Annotated in this window: 18 protein-coding genes; 10 read left to right on the top strand and 8 right to left on the bottom strand. The window is 41.2% G+C overall.

Going from position 1 to position 17,496, the window contains the following annotated elements:
- The first annotated feature begins 32 nt into the window (after nt 1-32).
- From LY624_RS02530 to hisC, 4 genes are read left to right on the top strand one after another with little or no spacing between them, the layout of a single operon-like run.
- Entirely contained in the window at nt 33-1,091 is a 1,059-nt protein-coding gene (locus tag LY624_RS02530) for a cysteine synthase family protein (protein ID WP_130151730.1), read from the top strand.
- A gap of 2 nt (nt 1,092-1,093) precedes the next feature.
- Nucleotides 1,094-2,077 (top strand): ornithine cyclodeaminase, encoded by a 984-nt coding sequence (locus LY624_RS02525; RefSeq protein WP_341803803.1) that lies wholly within the window; start codon nt 1,094-1,096, stop codon nt 2,075-2,077.
- On the top strand, nt 2,071-3,447 hold the full coding sequence (locus tag LY624_RS02520) for an MATE family efflux transporter (RefSeq protein WP_341803802.1): 1,377 nt from the start codon (nt 2,071-2,073) through the stop codon (nt 3,445-3,447). The genes LY624_RS02525 and LY624_RS02520 overlap by 7 nt, the downstream gene beginning before the upstream one ends.
- Nucleotides 3,444-4,556 carry a histidinol-phosphate transaminase gene (gene hisC / locus LY624_RS02515; protein ID WP_341803801.1) on the top strand — a complete coding sequence of 371 codons (1,113 nt, stop codon included), beginning with the start codon at nt 3,444-3,446 and terminating at the stop codon, nt 4,554-4,556. The genes LY624_RS02520 and hisC overlap by 4 nt, the downstream gene beginning before the upstream one ends.
- Before the next feature lie 21 nt (nt 4,557-4,577).
- Here hisC and LY624_RS02510 read toward each other — a convergent pair whose 3' ends face one another.
- Both LY624_RS02510 and LY624_RS02505 read right to left on the bottom strand, forming a co-directional pair.
- Nucleotides 4,578-5,465 (bottom strand): DUF1015 family protein, encoded by an 888-nt coding sequence (locus LY624_RS02510; RefSeq protein ID WP_445936718.1) that lies wholly within the window; start codon nt 5,463-5,465, stop codon nt 4,578-4,580.
- Nucleotides 5,466-5,529: 64 nt separating this feature from the next.
- The gene (locus LY624_RS02505) at nt 5,530-6,387 is read right to left on the bottom strand and encodes a LysR family transcriptional regulator (protein ID WP_341803799.1); all 858 of its coding nucleotides are present in this window, start codon (nt 6,385-6,387) and stop codon (nt 5,530-5,532) included.
- A 90-nt stretch (nt 6,388-6,477) separates the two neighbouring features.
- Here LY624_RS02505 and LY624_RS02500 point away from each other — a divergent pair, with 90 nt between their 5' ends.
- Nucleotides 6,478-6,852 (top strand): DUF413 domain-containing protein, encoded by a 375-nt coding sequence (locus tag LY624_RS02500; protein WP_130151724.1) that lies wholly within the window; start codon nt 6,478-6,480, stop codon nt 6,850-6,852.
- A gap of 78 nt (nt 6,853-6,930) precedes the next feature.
- A complete protein-coding gene (locus LY624_RS02495) occupies nt 6,931-8,166 on the top strand; it encodes a diguanylate cyclase (RefSeq protein WP_341803798.1) in 1,236 nt (411 codons plus the stop codon).
- A gap of 3 nt (nt 8,167-8,169) precedes the next feature.
- On the opposite strand, the gene rarD is transcribed toward LY624_RS02495, so the two are convergent.
- Nucleotides 8,170-9,093 carry an EamA family transporter RarD gene (gene rarD / locus LY624_RS02490; RefSeq protein ID WP_341803797.1) on the bottom strand — a complete coding sequence of 308 codons (924 nt, stop codon included), beginning with the start codon at nt 9,091-9,093 and terminating at the stop codon, nt 8,170-8,172.
- Nucleotides 9,094-9,344: 251 nt separating this feature from the next.
- Here rarD and recQ point away from each other — a divergent pair, with 251 nt between their 5' ends.
- The 4 genes from recQ (at nt 9,345) to LY624_RS02470 (ending at nt 13,880) form a co-directional block, all read left to right on the top strand.
- Nucleotides 9,345-11,168: a DNA helicase RecQ gene (gene recQ / locus LY624_RS02485; RefSeq protein ID WP_237128017.1), complete on the top strand. Its 1,824-nt coding sequence runs from the start codon at nt 9,345-9,347 to the stop codon at nt 11,166-11,168.
- A 7-nt stretch (nt 11,169-11,175) separates the two neighbouring features.
- On the top strand, nt 11,176-11,472 hold the full coding sequence (locus tag LY624_RS02480; RefSeq protein WP_130151720.1) for a DUF3630 family protein: 297 nt from the start codon (nt 11,176-11,178) through the stop codon (nt 11,470-11,472).
- Between the two features lie 124 nt (nt 11,473-11,596).
- Nucleotides 11,597-13,255 (top strand): BamA/TamA family outer membrane protein, encoded by a 1,659-nt coding sequence (locus tag LY624_RS02475; RefSeq protein WP_341804376.1) that lies wholly within the window; start codon nt 11,597-11,599, stop codon nt 13,253-13,255.
- A 64-nt stretch (nt 13,256-13,319) separates the two neighbouring features.
- Entirely contained in the window at nt 13,320-13,880 is a 561-nt protein-coding gene (locus LY624_RS02470; RefSeq protein WP_062567371.1) for a mechanosensitive ion channel domain-containing protein, read from the top strand.
- 62 nt (nt 13,881-13,942) lie between these two features.
- On the opposite strand, the gene LY624_RS02465 is transcribed toward LY624_RS02470, so the two are convergent.
- Genes LY624_RS02465 through LY624_RS02445 form a run of 5 tightly spaced genes read right to left on the bottom strand, consistent with a single transcriptional unit; the run spans nt 13,943 to nt 17,354 of the window.
- Nucleotides 13,943-14,533, bottom strand: coding sequence for a DUF1240 domain-containing protein (locus LY624_RS02465; protein WP_341803795.1), 591 nt, complete (start codon nt 14,531-14,533; stop codon nt 13,943-13,945).
- 38 nt (nt 14,534-14,571) lie between these two features.
- Nucleotides 14,572-15,162 (bottom strand): DUF1240 domain-containing protein, encoded by a 591-nt coding sequence (locus LY624_RS02460; protein WP_341803794.1) that lies wholly within the window; start codon nt 15,160-15,162, stop codon nt 14,572-14,574.
- Between the two features lie 36 nt (nt 15,163-15,198).
- Nucleotides 15,199-15,789, bottom strand: a complete 591-nt coding sequence (locus LY624_RS02455) for a DUF1240 domain-containing protein (RefSeq protein ID WP_237119739.1) — start codon at nt 15,787-15,789, stop codon at nt 15,199-15,201.
- 36 nt (nt 15,790-15,825) lie between these two features.
- Complete coding sequence (locus LY624_RS02450; RefSeq protein WP_341803793.1) at nt 15,826-16,416, bottom strand: DUF1240 domain-containing protein; 591 nt, start codon at nt 16,414-16,416, stop codon at nt 15,826-15,828.
- Nucleotides 16,404-17,354, bottom strand: a complete 951-nt coding sequence (locus LY624_RS02445) for a hypothetical protein (protein WP_341803792.1) — start codon at nt 17,352-17,354, stop codon at nt 16,404-16,406. The genes LY624_RS02450 and LY624_RS02445 overlap by 13 nt, the downstream gene beginning before the upstream one ends.
- Between the last annotated feature and the right edge of the window lie 142 nt (nt 17,355-17,496).

The following is a 17,496-nucleotide window of genomic DNA, read 5'->3' as shown; positions in this document are numbered from 1 at the left end:
TACCCAACGACATAACATAAAGGAGCCTATTTATGAACATAAATGCGCAGCATCCGCTCGCCTCGACATTGCATTTAACCCCGTATTTAAGGGTATCGCAAAGTATAGGTAACACGCCGCTAATGCAGTTTTTAAGCCTGCCGAACGGCAGCAAGCTGTACCTTAAGCTTGAGCAATTTAATCCCACTGGCAGTGCTAAAATTCGCATGGCGAAATCCATGTTAGATGAAGCAGAAGCCAGTGGCCAACTAAAGCCTGGAGGCTGGGTTGTTGAATCAACCTCTGGCAATACCGGTGTTGGTCTTGCACTGCTTGCAGCAGAGCGCGGTTATCGCTTCACCGCGCTTGTAGATAACCATGCGGCAAAAGAAAAAATTAGCAATATGAAAGCCTTTGGCGCAGAAGTGATCTGCGTTAGCGAAGCCGGAGATGACAGCTTATCGACCGATATTCGCGACGCAATGGCTGCCACACTAGCAAAAGAACAAGGGGCTTTTTGGACAGCACAACACAATAATTTTGCCAATAGCCGCGGCTATAATGGGCTCGCACAAGAAGTGTTTCATGAACTAGGTGAGCACATTACTCACCTTGTCGGTGCAGTTGGCACGGGTGGTTCGCTATGCGGCACAACAAGGGCTCTGCGCGACTTAGGTTGTCATCAACTAACAACGATTGGTGTAGAACCTGTGGGTTCTGTGATTTTTGGCGGGCCTGGGCTGAATTATCATCAATCTGGAACGGGTACGCCAGAAGGTGCAGAGATAGGGCCTGTCATTGAATACGAGCTTATCGACAAAGGCGTAAAGGTATCTGACAAACAAGCGTTTAATACCGCCAGATACCTTGCTAAACACTACGCCCTGATGGTCGGTGGCTCGGCTGGTGGTGTTATTTATGAAGCACTACAAGCATTAAAAACTGCTCCCGCCGATAGCGTATTTGTGGTGCTCGTTTGTGATGGTGGTGAGAAGTATCTCGACACGCTCTTCAATGATGATTGGATGGCAAAACACGACCTCATCGACATTAACATCGAGCAAGAACTCGATGACCTATTAACGCAATATAAACCTGCCGCGAGAGCCTAACCATGACCCAACAAACAACGCTACCGATACTGAATGAAGCCCGACTAGCGCAACTTAATTTCCCCTATAGCAAAGTTATTGAGGTAGTGGAAAACGCCTTTCGCTCACTGCATCATCCCGACTCTGCCAACCCACTTAAAGTCATTATGACACCACAAGATGGCCGCTCCATTGCCTATAGTATGGCCGGTCGCGATGCTGCCAGTAATACCGTAGGATTTAAAGTGGTCTACGAATATGACCCAGATAGAAGCCGTAACCAATACCAGTTCTATTCTTTTATCTTTCTTTGCGATGATGCCACAGGCCATCCTGTGGCTTTAATGGATGTAAAAGAACTAGGCCCTATGCGCACATCAGCCACCTCCGCCTTGTTTGCAAAATATGCCGTTCATTCAGATGCTAAGCATGCATTAGTTGTGGGCACAGGTGTTCAAGGGCAAATCGCTTTACCTATGCTCGTTACTGCATTACCACAACTCACACACCTAACCGTTCATGGCAGCTACCAAGCAGGTTTAGAATCAGTTCAACAAAAACTAAAAGCTCATCACCCACAGCGACACGTTGCGGTATCACAAGACTTAGAAGCTTCAGTAAGACAAGCCGACGTGATCCTTGCCGTTACTGGATTATCCGCCAAAGAGAACATTAAATATGAATGGTTAAAACCCGGCGCGGTGGTGATTTTAGTTGGCTATGGAATCGAAAAATCGGTGCTACATCGAGCGGATAGATTGCTCACAACAGATGCAGAACAAATGAAGGTCACCGGAGACGATTTATTAGACGAGAACGGTAAACTACCCGCTGTTGATGCAACATTGACTGAAATACTCAATGGTGAGAAGCCGGCACGAACTCACCCTGATGAAATTATCTTTGTCTATAACAGCGGCATGATTATTACTGACGTGGCACTCGGACGAGCCGTTGCCGACTTTGCTATCACACAAGAAAACGTGGAGGAAGTAACGCTATGGTAGCTTCAGCCCGCGCCGATATTTTTAAAGTAAGCCAACTCGCAGGGCCGCTTATTCTGACTAACCTGCTCTACGTGGCAATTGCAACGATTGATCTCATCATGCTCGGCATGTTGAGCCCACTAGAGCTGGCTGCTGGCGGTCTCGCCATTGGTATTTTTAATCAATTTAGAACCATGGGGACGGGCGTGGTCACGGCAACAGGCAACTTGGTGTCTGATGCAATCGGCAAGGATAAGCAAGATCAGATCACCTCTCTTTTTAACGCCAGCATGCTTATCGGGACATTTTTAGGCCTAGTATTCGCCGCTATAATGTTTGCCATGGGACCTTTCTTAAGGTTTATTGGTACATCCGAGTCTATTGCCAATTTGACGACACAATATTTAGCTGTTGTCGCGTTGGGATTATTACCCTGTTTTTGGTTTCAAAGTATACGCCACTTTAGTGTGGGGCTAAAAAGACCAGGACCTCTGATGTTAATAACAGGTGTGTCTGTTGTTCTTACGGTTGTGCTCAATTACGGCCTTATTTTTGGTAAGTTTGGTCTACCACAACTTGGCTTTGTGGGAGTTGCGGCTGCAACATGCATCGTGCTGTATTTATCATTTTTATTGTTTGTGCTATTTGCCAAACGTGATGACGTACTAAGCCCTTACCTCACTTTGAAGTTTTGGCAAACCGACCGCGAAGCGCTTAGCAAAACATGGAAAATGGGCGTGCCAATTGGCGCAACATATGGGCTTGAAGCCGGATTTTTCACCGTGCTTGCGTTATTTGTAGCAACACTCGGAGTGAATGCCTTAGCCGCTCATAACGTGGTAAGCCAAATGGTGTACATCGTATTTATGGTGTCGGCTGGGATTTCATCCGCTTGCTCTATCTACATTAGCGAAGCCAATGCTGCGGGAAACTTTCATCATGCCAAACGCATCGGCAATTTGGGCATTGTTTGCGGTGCAGCAGTCATGACGGTCTTCGCCTTAATCTATTTATTTGTCCCCGAACTTGTGCTGCTGCCATTTTTAAGTGCTGAAGAATTACAAAACTCCGATGTAGTGGTTATCGCCATAGAGTTACTTGTTATTGCCGCCTTTTTGCAGTTTTTTGACGCGTGGCAAAATATCGGGCTTGGTATTTTGCGCGGACTTGGCGATGTTAAAAGCACTCTCATGCTGTCTTTAATCGGCTATTGGTGCATTGGCCTTCCTGGTGCCTGGTTATTTCAACAATTTTTTGGTTTGGGTATTTTAGGCGTTTGGTACGCCATAACATTAGGGCTTGCGGTCACAGCACTATCTGAGATTTGGCTTTTTAATCACAGAGTTAATCGCTTACTTAATCCCACATCACTCAAGGAGCAAAACGCATGACAAGGACAATGCTAAACCCCGCCCGCAAAGAAGTGATTGCGCTGCCTCCCTACGGGGCAGGGCAAACCATTGAGCAAGCAACAGCGCACAATCTGCACCCCAATATGATAAACCTGTCGGTCAATGAAAACCCTTTAGGGTCGAGCCCAACAGCACTTAATGCATTTAAAGCACAGTTGCATACCGCTAGCTGCTATCCAGACAGTCAATGCACAGAGCTAAGCGAGCGCCTAGCTACAAAACTTAACGTTGCTAAAGAACAAATTGTGATCGGTAATGGCTCTGAGGATGTACTCTCGATGCTCTGCAAGGCGTTTCTTAATCAAGGCGATAAAGTGTTAGTGGCCAAGCCTACCTTTGCACTGCATGGAATTTACGCCAATATGATGGGGGCAAAGGTCCTAGAAGTGCCGATGCAAAGCGATCTATCCTACCGAATTGATGATTGGCTCAATACTATCGCACACCATCCAGACTTAAAAATGCTGATGCTTGCCAATCCGTCCAACCCGGTTGGTTGTACGTTTGATGCCAAAAACCTACAGCGTATAATCGATGCCTGTCCACTCAATACGGTTATCGTCATCGATGAAGCATATTGCGAATATGCCCAAGGCCATAAAGAGTTTGTCGACAGTTTAGCACTACTTCAAGTTCAACCTCGTCCCTATGCGGTATTACGGACTTTTTCTAAAGCTTATGGTCTTGCAGGACTTAGAGTGGGTTACGGCGTAATAGCAAATGCACAATTAGCAGATTATCTACATCGCATACGTACACCTTACAATGTAAATCGACTGGCACAACTGGCGGCGATTGCTGTACTGCAAGATCCCGCTTATTTGGCAGACACAGTCACGCAAACAAACCGCGAAAGAGAAAAACTCAGCACCGCACTCACTGAGCTTGGGTATTTTGTCGCGCCAAGTCTAGCCAACTTTTTATTTATTGATGTAAAGCAGCCGTCTGCGCATGTTGCATCTTTGTTTCTGCAACAAGGAATAATGATAAAACCTTGGCTAGAATCTGGTTTTGATCATTTTGTCAGAGTAACTATCGGGCTTCCAGAGCAAAACCTTAGAGTGCTTGAAGCATTTAAACAATTATAAGTATCGCCCTCTGCGAGGGCTTTAAGCACAAACTGCCTGTTGATTTAAATAATCAAGCACTCGACTGTCGGCCTTATGCGTAAATAAGGTCGACTTTTCAGGAAAGTATTTGCCCGCTTTGGCGGCAGCAAATATATCTTCAATGTATGGATCTCGGCATGACACAGTGATCGTTAATGCGTCCTCGCTAGTCGTACTAATAGATGACGGAACAAGGCTCACAAACTGCGGTAGCTTGCACAAAGCCTGACGCAGCTGAGTTTGAATACGATAAGAGTCAGCATTATTTCCGTGTAAAGAAAAGTACCTCGTCTTGTCTTTATTCACAAGCGCGTAATCTGCTAGCTTTTTATCACATTCAACAATACCAAATTGCGCTAGATGCTTTACAAGGGTTTGCATGTGCAGGGGGGTTGAAATTTTGACTTGAAGCGTAAAACTTTTCACGACAACATCTTCTTTTGCTGTAAGCCAAACCATTAACTTTCTTTGAGATGAGTGTAACTGTTTGGCTGCAAATACCCGATGGTGGCCATCTGCAATCAACCAATCTTGCTTGTTAGATAATAAATTATAAAGTTGCTGGTTTATGGAGTCACATTTAATTAAATAAATACTGTGTTCGCTTTTATCGCTCTCATTTTCCCAACTAGCTACTTTTTCACTCGCAGTGCGCCAAGCAAATAAATTTATGTCAAGCGGGCCAATTAAGAGACTAGGAGGCAAAACAAACTGCTTTTGGGTAACGTATTTTTTTAGTTTCATCGCATGTGAAACACTAACAGACTCATGAGGTAATAACACATGGCTATTCAAGTCTGACAAGTCAAATTCAGTCAACACACCCGCAAGCAGAGAGTTTTTTTGAGACACCTCATAAATACAAAACGTCCGTTTATCGAATCCCATTAGACATTCATCCCTAAGCAATATTGATATAATATATCATATTAGAAATTTCGCCTAACAGGAACTACTTATAACTTATTTTTAACTCCATCAAGAGGTTGACCAATTTTTCCAGTAGTGGGGTTTGTTCATTGTCTTTATGATACGCAACAAACACATCACGGGACGTGTGGGCCACATCTTCAACATGATAAAGCTCACCCGCCTTTAATTGCTCCTCAACCAGTAGTTGAGGAATAAATGCACTGCCGCCACATTTTAAAATTAAATCGAGTGCTATACGTCCTGTACTGGTTCTAAAATAAGGAGGTGCATGGCCATTAAACTCACGTGCATGCCATAACGAAAAGGACGTTCCCCAATCAACATACACATACTGATTATCGAAAAAGTTTTCACTATTTGCAGCTTCAAAGGCACTAACAGGAATGATTGGTAGTTCACATATTCGCTTAACAACAAGTTCATCCACCTTCGGAGGATCGAACAGCACAGCAAGATCTAATGTACGCTCTAGTAATAAACGAGTGCTTTCTTGTTGAGCCTTAACTTCAGCCACAAGTGACACACCAGGCATTGCAGAGACTATATTAGTAATACCGAACTGCAAAAATGCATCCCAAACATTTGGGGTGCCTGCTAGGCTAATTTGCTTGTGCATATTATCTGCCAGAGCTACATCGACTTTTGCCCTTTGCATGCCAGTTATGATCATTTGTGCATGAGGCAATAATCGCTCGCCTGGTGCTGTTAATTGAATATTATTACGCTGACGAATAAATAAGTTAACACCTAGACCTTGCTCTAATTGTCGGATCCGAAAACTCACCGCAGACTGCGTAATATATAAATTCTCAGCTGCTTTGCCGAAATGGCGCGTGCGCACGACTTCAACAAAAGTCTTCAATAAATCGATATCCATTTTTTACCCTTACGATAAAAATAACTTGTTTAATAAAATCGACAACTTGATCCATACTCCTGCAAGAAATTAGGGCATGAGGATAAAGCCATGAGCATTGACATTTCATCACTTCGTCAGGCATTTGCAAGCCAACGTCAATTTTATGATGATCAAAATTTCCCACGCGGTTTTGGTCGTAGTGGTCACTTCACTTTGCTAGAAGCCGACATTCTCGAACAGCATGGTGTTATATTAAAGGGTTTATACAACAAAACCCTAGAACCACAAAATGAATTTCAAACTCAATTTGTACAAGTTGTTACAGGTAATTTAGAAGCCACTAATCCGATTGAGCGCGCTTGGATAAAATACCTTAAACAGACAACCTGCAAAACTAAGTTTCACACTTTATTTGGTCGCTCTCGAATTGCAAGTCCAACATCGCAGAGTGTTGAATATTATTCTGAGTCAGACAGCTTATAACAATTTGCTTTTTTACCCTTTTAGGGTTAAAACTTGTAATAACTTTTGTTTCACCAATAAGTTATTACAAGGCAAGTTGTGACTCGAAGACTATTAATAATTGAAGATACGCCAACCATTGCGCGAGTGCAAAAGCATATCGCGCAAAAAGTTGGCTATGAAGCGGATATTGCCAGTTCTTTAGCTGAGGCAAAAGAGCTCATTAGCCAACACAGTTACTTTTGCGCTGTTGTTGATTTTATTCTTCCTGATGCGCCAACCGGTGAAGCTGTACCTTGTACCATTGCAGCCGACATCCCTACCATCGTAATGACTGGTAACCTTGATGAAACCACACGCAATATTGTTGAAAAACACCCTATTATTGATTACATCACTAAAGAAAATAAACAAGCATATCAATACCTAGAAAAGCAACTTGCTCGCCTGCCTCGTAATGAGCAAGTTCAAGTACTCGTGGTTGATGATTCTGCATCCACTCGCCATCATATTTGTAACCTGCTCACACGGCATAAATACCAAGTATTAGAGGCTGAAGATGGTGTGCAAGCATTAAAAGTCCTCGCTGAGAATCCAACCATTTCCGTTATTATCACCGACAACGAAATGCCGAATATGAACGGTGATGAGCTCTGTGTCGAGATTCGCCGTTTATACTCAAACGATGAAAAAGCAATTATTGGTATATCAGCACTTGATACATTGCATCTTTCAACACGCTTTTTAAAATCAGGTGCAGATGACTACCTGCGTAAACCATTTAATAGCGAAGAGTTTTATTGTCGGCTTAGCCAGAACGTCGACATGCTTGAGAATATTAAAACGATTCGTTTACAGGCAAACACTGACTATCTTACAAAACTCCCTAACCGCCGCTACTTTTTTGGTGAAGCAAATAGCCACTTAAAAGCCGCTAAACTTGCCAACAATCAAGTCTCTTTAGGAATGATCGATATAGATCATTTTAAAGCAATTAACGATAAATACGGCCACGATGCAGGGGATGAAGTTTTAAAAGGGCTAGCGCAATGTATGCAAACCTACTTCAAAGATAACCTTGTTGGTCGTTTTGGTGGTGAAGAGTTTGCGGTGTACTTTGCAGATCAAGACGCTGAAAAAGCATACCAACGATTAGAAAAATTTCGTCTCTTTGTCCAAAAGCACAGTACTGAATTTAGTAAAGATAAAATCGCCTTCACCTTATCGATAGGCTTTCATAATGGGCCTGTTTATAGCCTTGATGAACTTATAAAACAGGCCGACTTAAAACTTTATCAAGCCAAAGAAAGTGGCCGTAACAAACTAGTGAGTTAAGCTTTATACTGGCTTAGTTACGGCGGCTAGCTGTGCTTTTCGCTGCTTACGGCTTTGGCGATAAGAGTCCCAACTAAATAATGCCAACGCACTCCAAATACACGCAAATGTGACCACCCGCTCAGCATCAAATACTTCACCATAAAACGCCACAGCAAGCACAAACATTAAACTCGGACCTATATACTGGAAAAAACCTAAGGTACTGTATTGCAAGCGCTTAGCTGCACCTGTAAAACATAAAAGAGGTAAAGTTGTCACAACACCAGCACTGATCAGCAATAAGTTAATATGCCAATTATTAGCAGTAAAATCTGAACTTGTAGTCGGCACCATTAACCACCAGTAAATCAATGCAACAGGCAGTAAAATTAGCGCTTCGAGCAACAAACCTGGTAATGACTCAATAGGCAGCTTTTTACGTAGTAAACCATAAATAGCAAACGAGCCCGCCAATGAGAACGCAACCACAGGGAAAGAGCCAAAATTTACCAACTGTAACAGTACCCCGCACAAGGCTAAACCTACTGCAACACCTTGCCACTTACGTAAACGCTCACCTAAAAAAAGCATCCCTAGTAATACATTTAAAAGCGGGTTTATGTAATAACCTAAGCTTGCATCCAGCATGTGGTTATTATTCACCGCCCAAATAAACAACCCCCAATTAAAACCCAACAAGGTAGCGGTAACCACCAGCATAAACAGCAGTTTAGGCTGACTTAAAGCAACTCGAATTCGCTGCCACTGATGACGAACAGCAATAATAAGAAGTAAAAATAACACCGACCAAATAACACGGTGCATCAATATTTCAAAAGCAGAAATATCTTGTAGAAGCTTAAAATAAATGGGTGCTAAGCCCCACATAAAAAAGGCTAAACATGCGAAAATGACCCCTTTTCGCTGTTCGGTATTGGTAGGCATAAGTTAGGCTTTATTGATTAAAAACACTATTTTACGCCCCCTTTCTAACTGCGCAACTAAAACGGGTTAAATAAACCCTTTGGGCGCTCCACAGGCACTTACTCTCATCGTTGTTACTTCTTAAAAGGGACTGATTGTTGCAAAGTAACGCCTTGATATTAAGCCCCTGTGAAACGTTGAATTCTGCATCTTGAGGTTGTTTAAGTATATTGCTAAAGACATCGCTATAAAAAAACACTAAAATGCTCGCGATGAATACCAATACCGCAACAACCAACACACCCATTCGCTCACCACAAGCCGTACTCAAACAAGTATTTGGTTACAGTGAGTTTCGTGATGGCCAACACGCTATTATAGCCGCCGCGCTAGACGGACAAGATTCGCTCGTGCTGCTTCCTACTGGCGGTGGTAAGTCATTGTGCTATCAAGTACCTGCTTTGATCCTTGATGGCGTCACAGTGGTCATTTCGCCACTTATTTCCCTCATGCAAGATCAGGTTGCGCAACTTCGTGCCCTTGGTGTTCAAGCCGCTTATATTAACAACAGCTTGCCATTTGAAGAACAACAAGCGGTGTATCAGCAACTGCATTATGGTCAAATTAAGCTTTTATATGTTGCACCAGAAAAAGTCTTACAGCATGATTTTTTAGAGCGTTTGAGCCATCTTAAGCTAGCCTTATTTGCGATTGATGAAGCCCATTGTGTATCGCATTGGGGGCACGATTTTAGGCCACATTACTGTAGGCTCAATGAATTAAAACAGCGTTTTATGCATGTGCCCATGATGGCCTTAACTGCCACAGCAGACAAAGCAACGCGCTACGATATTATTGAACAGCTCCAGCTTAATCACCCATACGTGCACACTGGCAGCTTCGACAGACCCAATATTCGTTACACCATTGAAGAAAAGTTCAAACCGATGGTGCAACTACTTCGTTATTTAAAAGAGCAGCAAAATCAAAGCGGTATAATTTACTGTACCAGCCGAAAACGGGTTGATGATGTGGCTGAAAAGCTCGCTGACGCAGGATTTAATGCCGCGGCTTATCATGCAGGTATGAGTAACGAGCAACGCCAATTTGTACAATCGGGCTTTGCTCGTGACGATATTCAAATTGTGGTCGCCACCGTTGCGTTTGGCATGGGCATCAACAAACCAAACGTGCGATTTGTAGTGCATTACGATATTCCAAAAAGCATTGAAGCCTATTACCAAGAAACAGGCCGTGCTGGTCGTGATGGCCTTGCAGCAGAAGCGATTATGTATTTTGATCCGGCTGATATCGGCCGCGTACGCCGCTTTTTTGAAGATATTGAGGACGAGCAACGTCGCCGTGTTGAAGAGCAGCGCTTTAACGCTATGGCCAGCTTTGCCGAAGCACAAACCTGTCGCAGACAAATCTTGCTCAATTACTTTAGTGAATACAAACGCGAAACGTGTGGCAACTGCGATATCTGCCTAAATCCACCAAAAAGCTTTGACGGTACACTGGTTGCCCAGCAAGCACTATCCTGTGTTTACCGTGCTGAGCAACGCTTTGGTATTGGTTATATTGTTGAGCTGTTGCGCGGCGCTAACACCAGTCGTATCCGTGATAATAATCACCACCAGCTAAGCACCTATGGGATAGGTAAAGATCACAGTGTGGAGTTTTGGCTGAGTATTTTAAGGCAGCTTATTCATCAGGGTTTATTGAGCCAAGACATCACACAAGGTTCTTCGCTTCGTTTAACCGAAGCTGCACGTGCAGTGCTTAAAAGTGAATACGCCCTACAGCTGGCAGAACCCCGCCTTCAAGCGAAACACGTATACCAAGATAAACTCGCTCAATTTAATTATGATAAAAAGCTGTTTGCGCGGCTGCGTGCTCTACGTAAGGAGCTTGCAGATGCGGACGATGTGCCGCCTTATGTGGTGTTCAATGATAAAACCCTTGCTGAAATGGCGCAGCTAATGCCAACCAATGACAGTGAGTTCTTGAAAGTATCGGGTGTTGGTTTTACAAAGCTTAACAAGTACGGGGCACCGTTTTTAAATACCATTCGCGATTACCTCGCAGCCAACTAGGGTAAGTATGACTGAACTTTTATACGATGCTGAACATCAAGTTATTATCATCACGCCAAGCGAACATCCCACCGATGAAGACTTTGCGTTATGGGCTACACTTTTCCTGCACGCTCCAGCTATTCAAACCGCTGACTTTGATGCAGGAGCTGATCGACATAGAGTAAGGTTTCACTTTACAGATCATAGTTTTAATCTAAACTTTGAACATTACAGTGAAAGTATTTGGATTAACGCCGAAGGCGTTGAAGCAGCAGCCTTATTAGCTGACCTTTATCAGTATTTAGTTATGCAGTTACAATAATAAGCTAGACTTTTTTCTGCGCTTAGTATGTAGTATCTGTATAAGACATAAACAACTAAGGGTGTAAATGGGATTTAAGCAGTCGCACTTTGTTGCTCGGTTAACGACATTACTGACAGTAAGCATGGCAGCAAGTGCATATGCGCAGCAGCTACCTAGTGATGATAACAATTATTGTCAAAACCAACGTACGCTTAAATCACAAGATAACAACCTACGTCGCCAACTTGATACCGACAACCCACTCCCCGAAGCCGCCGAAAATCGCAAAATTGTTGCTGTCGAGCTTGAGCAACTTAATGTCTTCAACACTAAACTTGAAGAAGAAGATAACTTTCTATTTCGCTTTGCAAACCGCGCGCACATGACAACGGAGCCTGAGGTTATTCATAGCGTTTTACTGTTCAGTGAAGGCGATACTTATAACCCTCGTAAGCTACTAGAATCAGAGCGGCTCCTACGTAAGCAAGGCTACCTATATGACGCACGCATTCACGCTAACCTTGATTGCGATGGTAATGTTCGTGTGAAGGTCGTGACGCGTGATTTATGGACTTTGCTTCCTGAAATAAGCTTTAGCCGCAGTGGCGGTGAAAACGAATCGAGTATTGGTTTTCGTGAATCTAACTTTTTAGGATGGGGTAAACGCGTTTCTTTCTCGCGCACGCGTGATGCTGATCGTACCGGTTATCTATTCGTATATGATGATCCTAATATTCTATCTAGCCGTTATCGAGGGCGTATTGAATACTCAGACAACGATGATGGTAAACGCCACTACATAGATTTAAGTTATCCCTTTTTCTCAATAGATACTCCTTACAGCTATGGTTTTACGAGTTACTCTGACCAGCGTCGTGAGTCGCTATATTACCGCGGTGATGTTGTTAGCGAATTTGAACAAAAAACGATTTTAAATAGGGCCTACTTTGGCCACTCACGTCATTTTGCAAATAATTGGACTCAGCGCCTTAGCATCGGGTTTGAAAACCGGGAAGATACCTTTGCAGCCATTCCTGAAACACATTTACCGATCGCCAATGATCGTAACGTAAGTTACCCCTATATTCGTGGCCAGTGGTTTGAAGACCATTTTGTTAAAGTGAGAAATTTTGACAGTATCTACCGCACCGAGGATCTTAATTTAGGCTGGAATATTAGTGCCTTACTGGGCTATTCAAGTAAAGATATAAGTGATGATGCCAGCCGCACCATTTACTCGCTCTCTTTATCTAAAGCGCATTACACTGGTGATAATCAACTATGGCGTTTCAAAGCAGACATTGATGGCTATTGGAATGAAGAGCAAGACGATGTTGAAAACTTAATAACCAGTTCACAAGTTCAGTACTACTTAAACACCAGCATACAACAAACTTGGTATGCAAAAGTGCGTCTGCAATATGCAAAAAACCTGACCGCAGATAAGCAACTAACCTTAGGGGGCGAGAATGGTTTACGCGGTTACCCTTTGGATTACCAAGTAGGTGATCGCAGCTTTCTAGTAACATTAGAAAAACGCTATTATTGGGAATATGACTTACTACAATTATTTAAAGTCGGCGGTGCAGCCTTTTACGATATAGGCCGTGCTTGGTATAACGATAAAGACAATGGCTCCAACGGCAACGTATTACAAAACGTCGGAGTTGGGCTTCGCTTAGCCCCAAGTCGCGCAAATGCAGGCACGGTTATTCACCTCGATATTGCTGCGCCAATTAACAAACAAGATGATGATATTGACTCTGTGCAGTGGCTCGTCACCGTTAAAAATACTTTTTAAAGTACTGTTTTTCACAGCCTAAAACGCTAAAATTGGTGCGTAAATCTTTAACTTAGGAACCCATTTGGACTTCGTCGAACTTTTTAATGAGCAATACCATTTAATCGTCACAATCATCGCGATTTTGCTTTACCCGTTGCTTCGTAAAACCACAAAAAAGCTGTTGCTTAAAGCAATCAAAGGAAAAGCCGATCCTCATCGTGAATACCGCGCAGAGCTCCTACTAAATATTATTCTAGCCATTGTTATGCTGTGCTTAGTATTAGTTTTTTGGGGGATCGAGTTGCGTGGTTTGTTAGTGCTTGGCTCCTCAATTTTTGCCATGCTCGGCGTTGCACTGTTTGCTGCATGGTCACTTCTTAGTAACTTAACAGCCTTTTTACTCATGTTCATTCAAAACGACTGCCGTGTTGGCTATTGGGTAAGAGTGATTGATGGCGCAAACTTTCTTGAAGGTCGCATTACTGAAATGGGATTAATGAATGTTGTGCTTGAACACGTTGATGGGCATAAAGTTATTTACCCTAATAACATCTTTGTTACCCGCCCTGTGATGGTGCTCAACAAAGCCCCTGCCCCAACGAAAACAGCATCGACAAAACGTATTCTAGGCCCCAAAAAATAAAGCCGCATCTGCGGCTTTGAATCACACTAAAACTGTCTAATTTCAAACAGCCACGATTTAACTTAGCGACCTTGCTCTTTATTTACTTTAGCAATAAAGGCTTTTAGTTCATCAAGTTGCGGTTCGATACCTTGCTCATTATGCCACTCAAACCACTCTTTAACATCAGACACAACGTAATGATGAACTTTCAAACAAAGTTCATCATTTTTTAGCCATACATCGGGGGAGCGTGTTGGGGAAAATTTATACCAAGAGCAGTAAGTGTAGCCATGGTTTTTTAAGTTTGCTTCAATGTAAAAACTCAACACAATCGACGAAATAAAGTATAAAACTATGCCAGCTAATGTTGACTTTATCATCAGCAAAAATGTTTTTTCATTTTTATAATTAAAGATCTTTTGAATTATCCCAATCATCATTAATACTGGGAATGGTAATAAAAAGAAAGCAGGAGCCTGAATACTAACCTCACTTACATAATAATCACCTTTATCAAAAAACACATGCTCATTCATTCCTTTATTTGCCCCATAAAGCAATAAAATCGCAATACAAGTCATAAATATCAAGCCAAACAGTAGCCAACATTTAGTAGTAAAATTAAGATCAGAAAACTTTTCATCTGATCTCTCCCATTTAAAAAATGGCATGAAATTCCTTTTCTGATATCTAATTACATTCGTTTATTTTAGCGACCTTGCTCTTTATTTTTTTTAGCAATAAAGGCTTTTAGCTCATCAAGTTGAGGTTCAATACCTTGTTCATTATGCCATTCAAACCACTCTTCAACATCTAACACAACATAATGATGAACTTTCAAGCAAAGTTCACCATTTTTTAGCCATACATCAGGGGAGCGTGTCGGGGAAAATTTATACCACGAACAGTAAGTGTAACCATGGTTTTTTAAGTTTGCTTCGATATAAAAGCTACAAATAATTGAAAAAGCCACATACAAGGGAACACCATAAAGCAATGACTTTATTAGATGTTTAGCAGTTTTATTATTTTCTTTCCCTAACAACTTTTGAACACCGCCTATAATAGCAATAATAGGAAATGGTACTAAAAAAACAGCTGGAGCTAGGTAACCTACCTCACTAATGTAATATAGCTCATCATTAATAATTAAATGATTTTTCACACCTACGTAAGTACCATACATGTATCCATAAGCCAAAAGCAGCAATAATATAAATGTCAGACAAATAATCACTTTTTTATTGAGTTCAAAATCTGAAAAATTTCCTTCAGATTCTTTTCCCCTAAAAAACAGCATGAAGTTCCTTTTTAGATAGAATTATATTCTTATATTTTAACGACCTTGCTCTTTACGCGCTTTAGTAATGAATACTTTAAGTTCATCAAGTTGAGGTTCAATACCTTTATTGTCATGATATTCAAACCATTTCTCAACGTCTAAAGCAACAATTGCACCCTCTTTCAAACAAAAACGGCTATCTTTTAACCACACATCAGGTGAGCGCGTCGGGGAAAATTTATACCAAGAGCAGTAAGTATAACCATGCTTTTTTAAGTTTGCTTCTATGTAAAAACTACAAACAAATATAGAAACAAAAAACAAGGCTATACCAATAGTTGAAGTTTTTATCATAAATTTAAATGTTTGATCGATTTTATAATTAAAAACTTTCTGAATAATTGCGACAACCATAAAAAATGGAAAAGGTAAAAAGAATATCGCGGGTGCTAGCAGGCCAGTCTCGCTAATATAAAAACGTCTTGAGTCCAGAAGTAAATGCTTAAAAACACCTATGTATGATAAATACAATAAAGTGGCTGTAAATATTGAAAAGAGTAAGAAACTAAACAAATGTAAAAACTTAGCTTTTAAAGTAAGTTCTTGAAACTTTTCATCTGATTTTTCCCACTTTAAAATTAGCATGAAGTTCCTTTTTAAAATATATTATATTAGGCTATTTTATCGTCCCTGCTCTTTGTTTTTTTTAGCAATAAAGGCTTTTAGCTCATCAAGTTGAGGTTCAATACCTTGTTCATTATGCCACTCAAACCACTCTTCAACATCTGACACAACATAATGATGAACTTTTAAACAAAGCTCACTATTTTTCAGCCATACATCAGGTGAGCGTGTTGGCGAATACTTATACCATGAACAATAAGTGTAGCCATGGTTTTTTAAATTTGCTTCAATGTAAAAGCTACAGATAATGGAAAAAATAAAATATAGAGGAATAGCAAAACACATTGATTTCAGCATAAGAATACTTGTTTTATCATTCTTATAATCTAATGCTTTTTGGATTCCTGCTATAATAATAAAAAGTGGAAATGGAATAAAAAATATCAAAGGTGCCGCATAGCCAAACTCACTAATATAAAACAAACTGTCATCAATAAGTATATGATTAACTAAACCATAATATGACCCATATATGTAACCCCAGCCCATACCAAGAAAAAAAATAAAGGCTAAAAAAAATATTATTTTATTTTTAAGTTTGAGGTCAGAAAACCTCTCTTCTGACTTTTCCCACTTCAATAACGACATGAGCCACCTTTGATATTTAGTTTTGGTACACCAAACAAAGAGTAAAAGTAGTTTGACAGGCCATCACAATGAACCTCCTCCAAAACAGGCTTTTTGGGTGTAAGTTTTATAATTCCTTCCGCGATTTTAACCTCTATAACTCTAAGTTCTTCGGCCAAATACCTTACTAAGTTATCAATTTCATTTTTAAATATCATCGACAAAACGGTAAATCCAGTTCCTACTGCGACAACTATAATTAAAGGGATAGAAGCTGAAGTTATGACTACCGCACCTAAAAAATATTTTGCTAAGGTAGTTATCAGTAATGTTGTAGCTATTGTCGCCCCCACAACTGCCATATCAACAGCAACACCTGCAACGAAGTCATGCCATGTTGTTTCATCCCTCAAAACAAGATCCAATGCATGAAAAGAGACGGAGACGATCAAAGTAACAATAAACCCACCCTTCATTGACTTTGCCGCTTCTAACCTGCCCACACCAACTGTAAATAACTTTGGATTACTTGCTAAGTATCGGGTCCCTGTTAAGTGTTCACGGATTCGTGGGTATGAGTCTATAATTATGGCTGGCGAGCCGTTATACACTTTGATTTTAAACTTGCCGAACACATTTCCCTGCTGTTTAAGTGCTGCAGCTAGTACAGTAAGCGATCTTACATCATCAAACAAAGGATATAAGCCTACACCGAACTTTAAATCACCTTTAATTCTTTCCCATTTATTAGATACAGAGTTATATTCTTTTAACTGCGCATCAATCCAATCAACAGCTTGTGCACGAGAATACCCCTGTTTCATTTTTACGGAAATAATGTAGTCAACAAACTCCGCTGAGTTCATGATTAACATTGTATGATTATTACTGGCGAGTATGTTTTGAATTTGTTGTTGGCGCTGCCTTTGAGCAATTGCGCGACGAGCATGTGCAGACATAGTAATTTCCTTATAAATTGACTAATTCCATTCGTCTCTATTTTAAACACTAAAGAAGTTAATTCAATGTTTGGTTAATCAGAAATGTCTGTAATTAACGCTTATCTCAAATAATAAAAGCCGCAAATTGCGGCTTTTAAAG

Source organism: Pseudoalteromonas sp. N1230-9, from assembly GCF_032716425.1.
Lineage (GTDB): Bacteria > Pseudomonadota > Gammaproteobacteria > Enterobacterales > Alteromonadaceae > Pseudoalteromonas.
The sequence above is the reverse complement of the archived record's forward strand: the minus strand, read 5'-3'. Positions and strand labels throughout refer to the sequence as shown.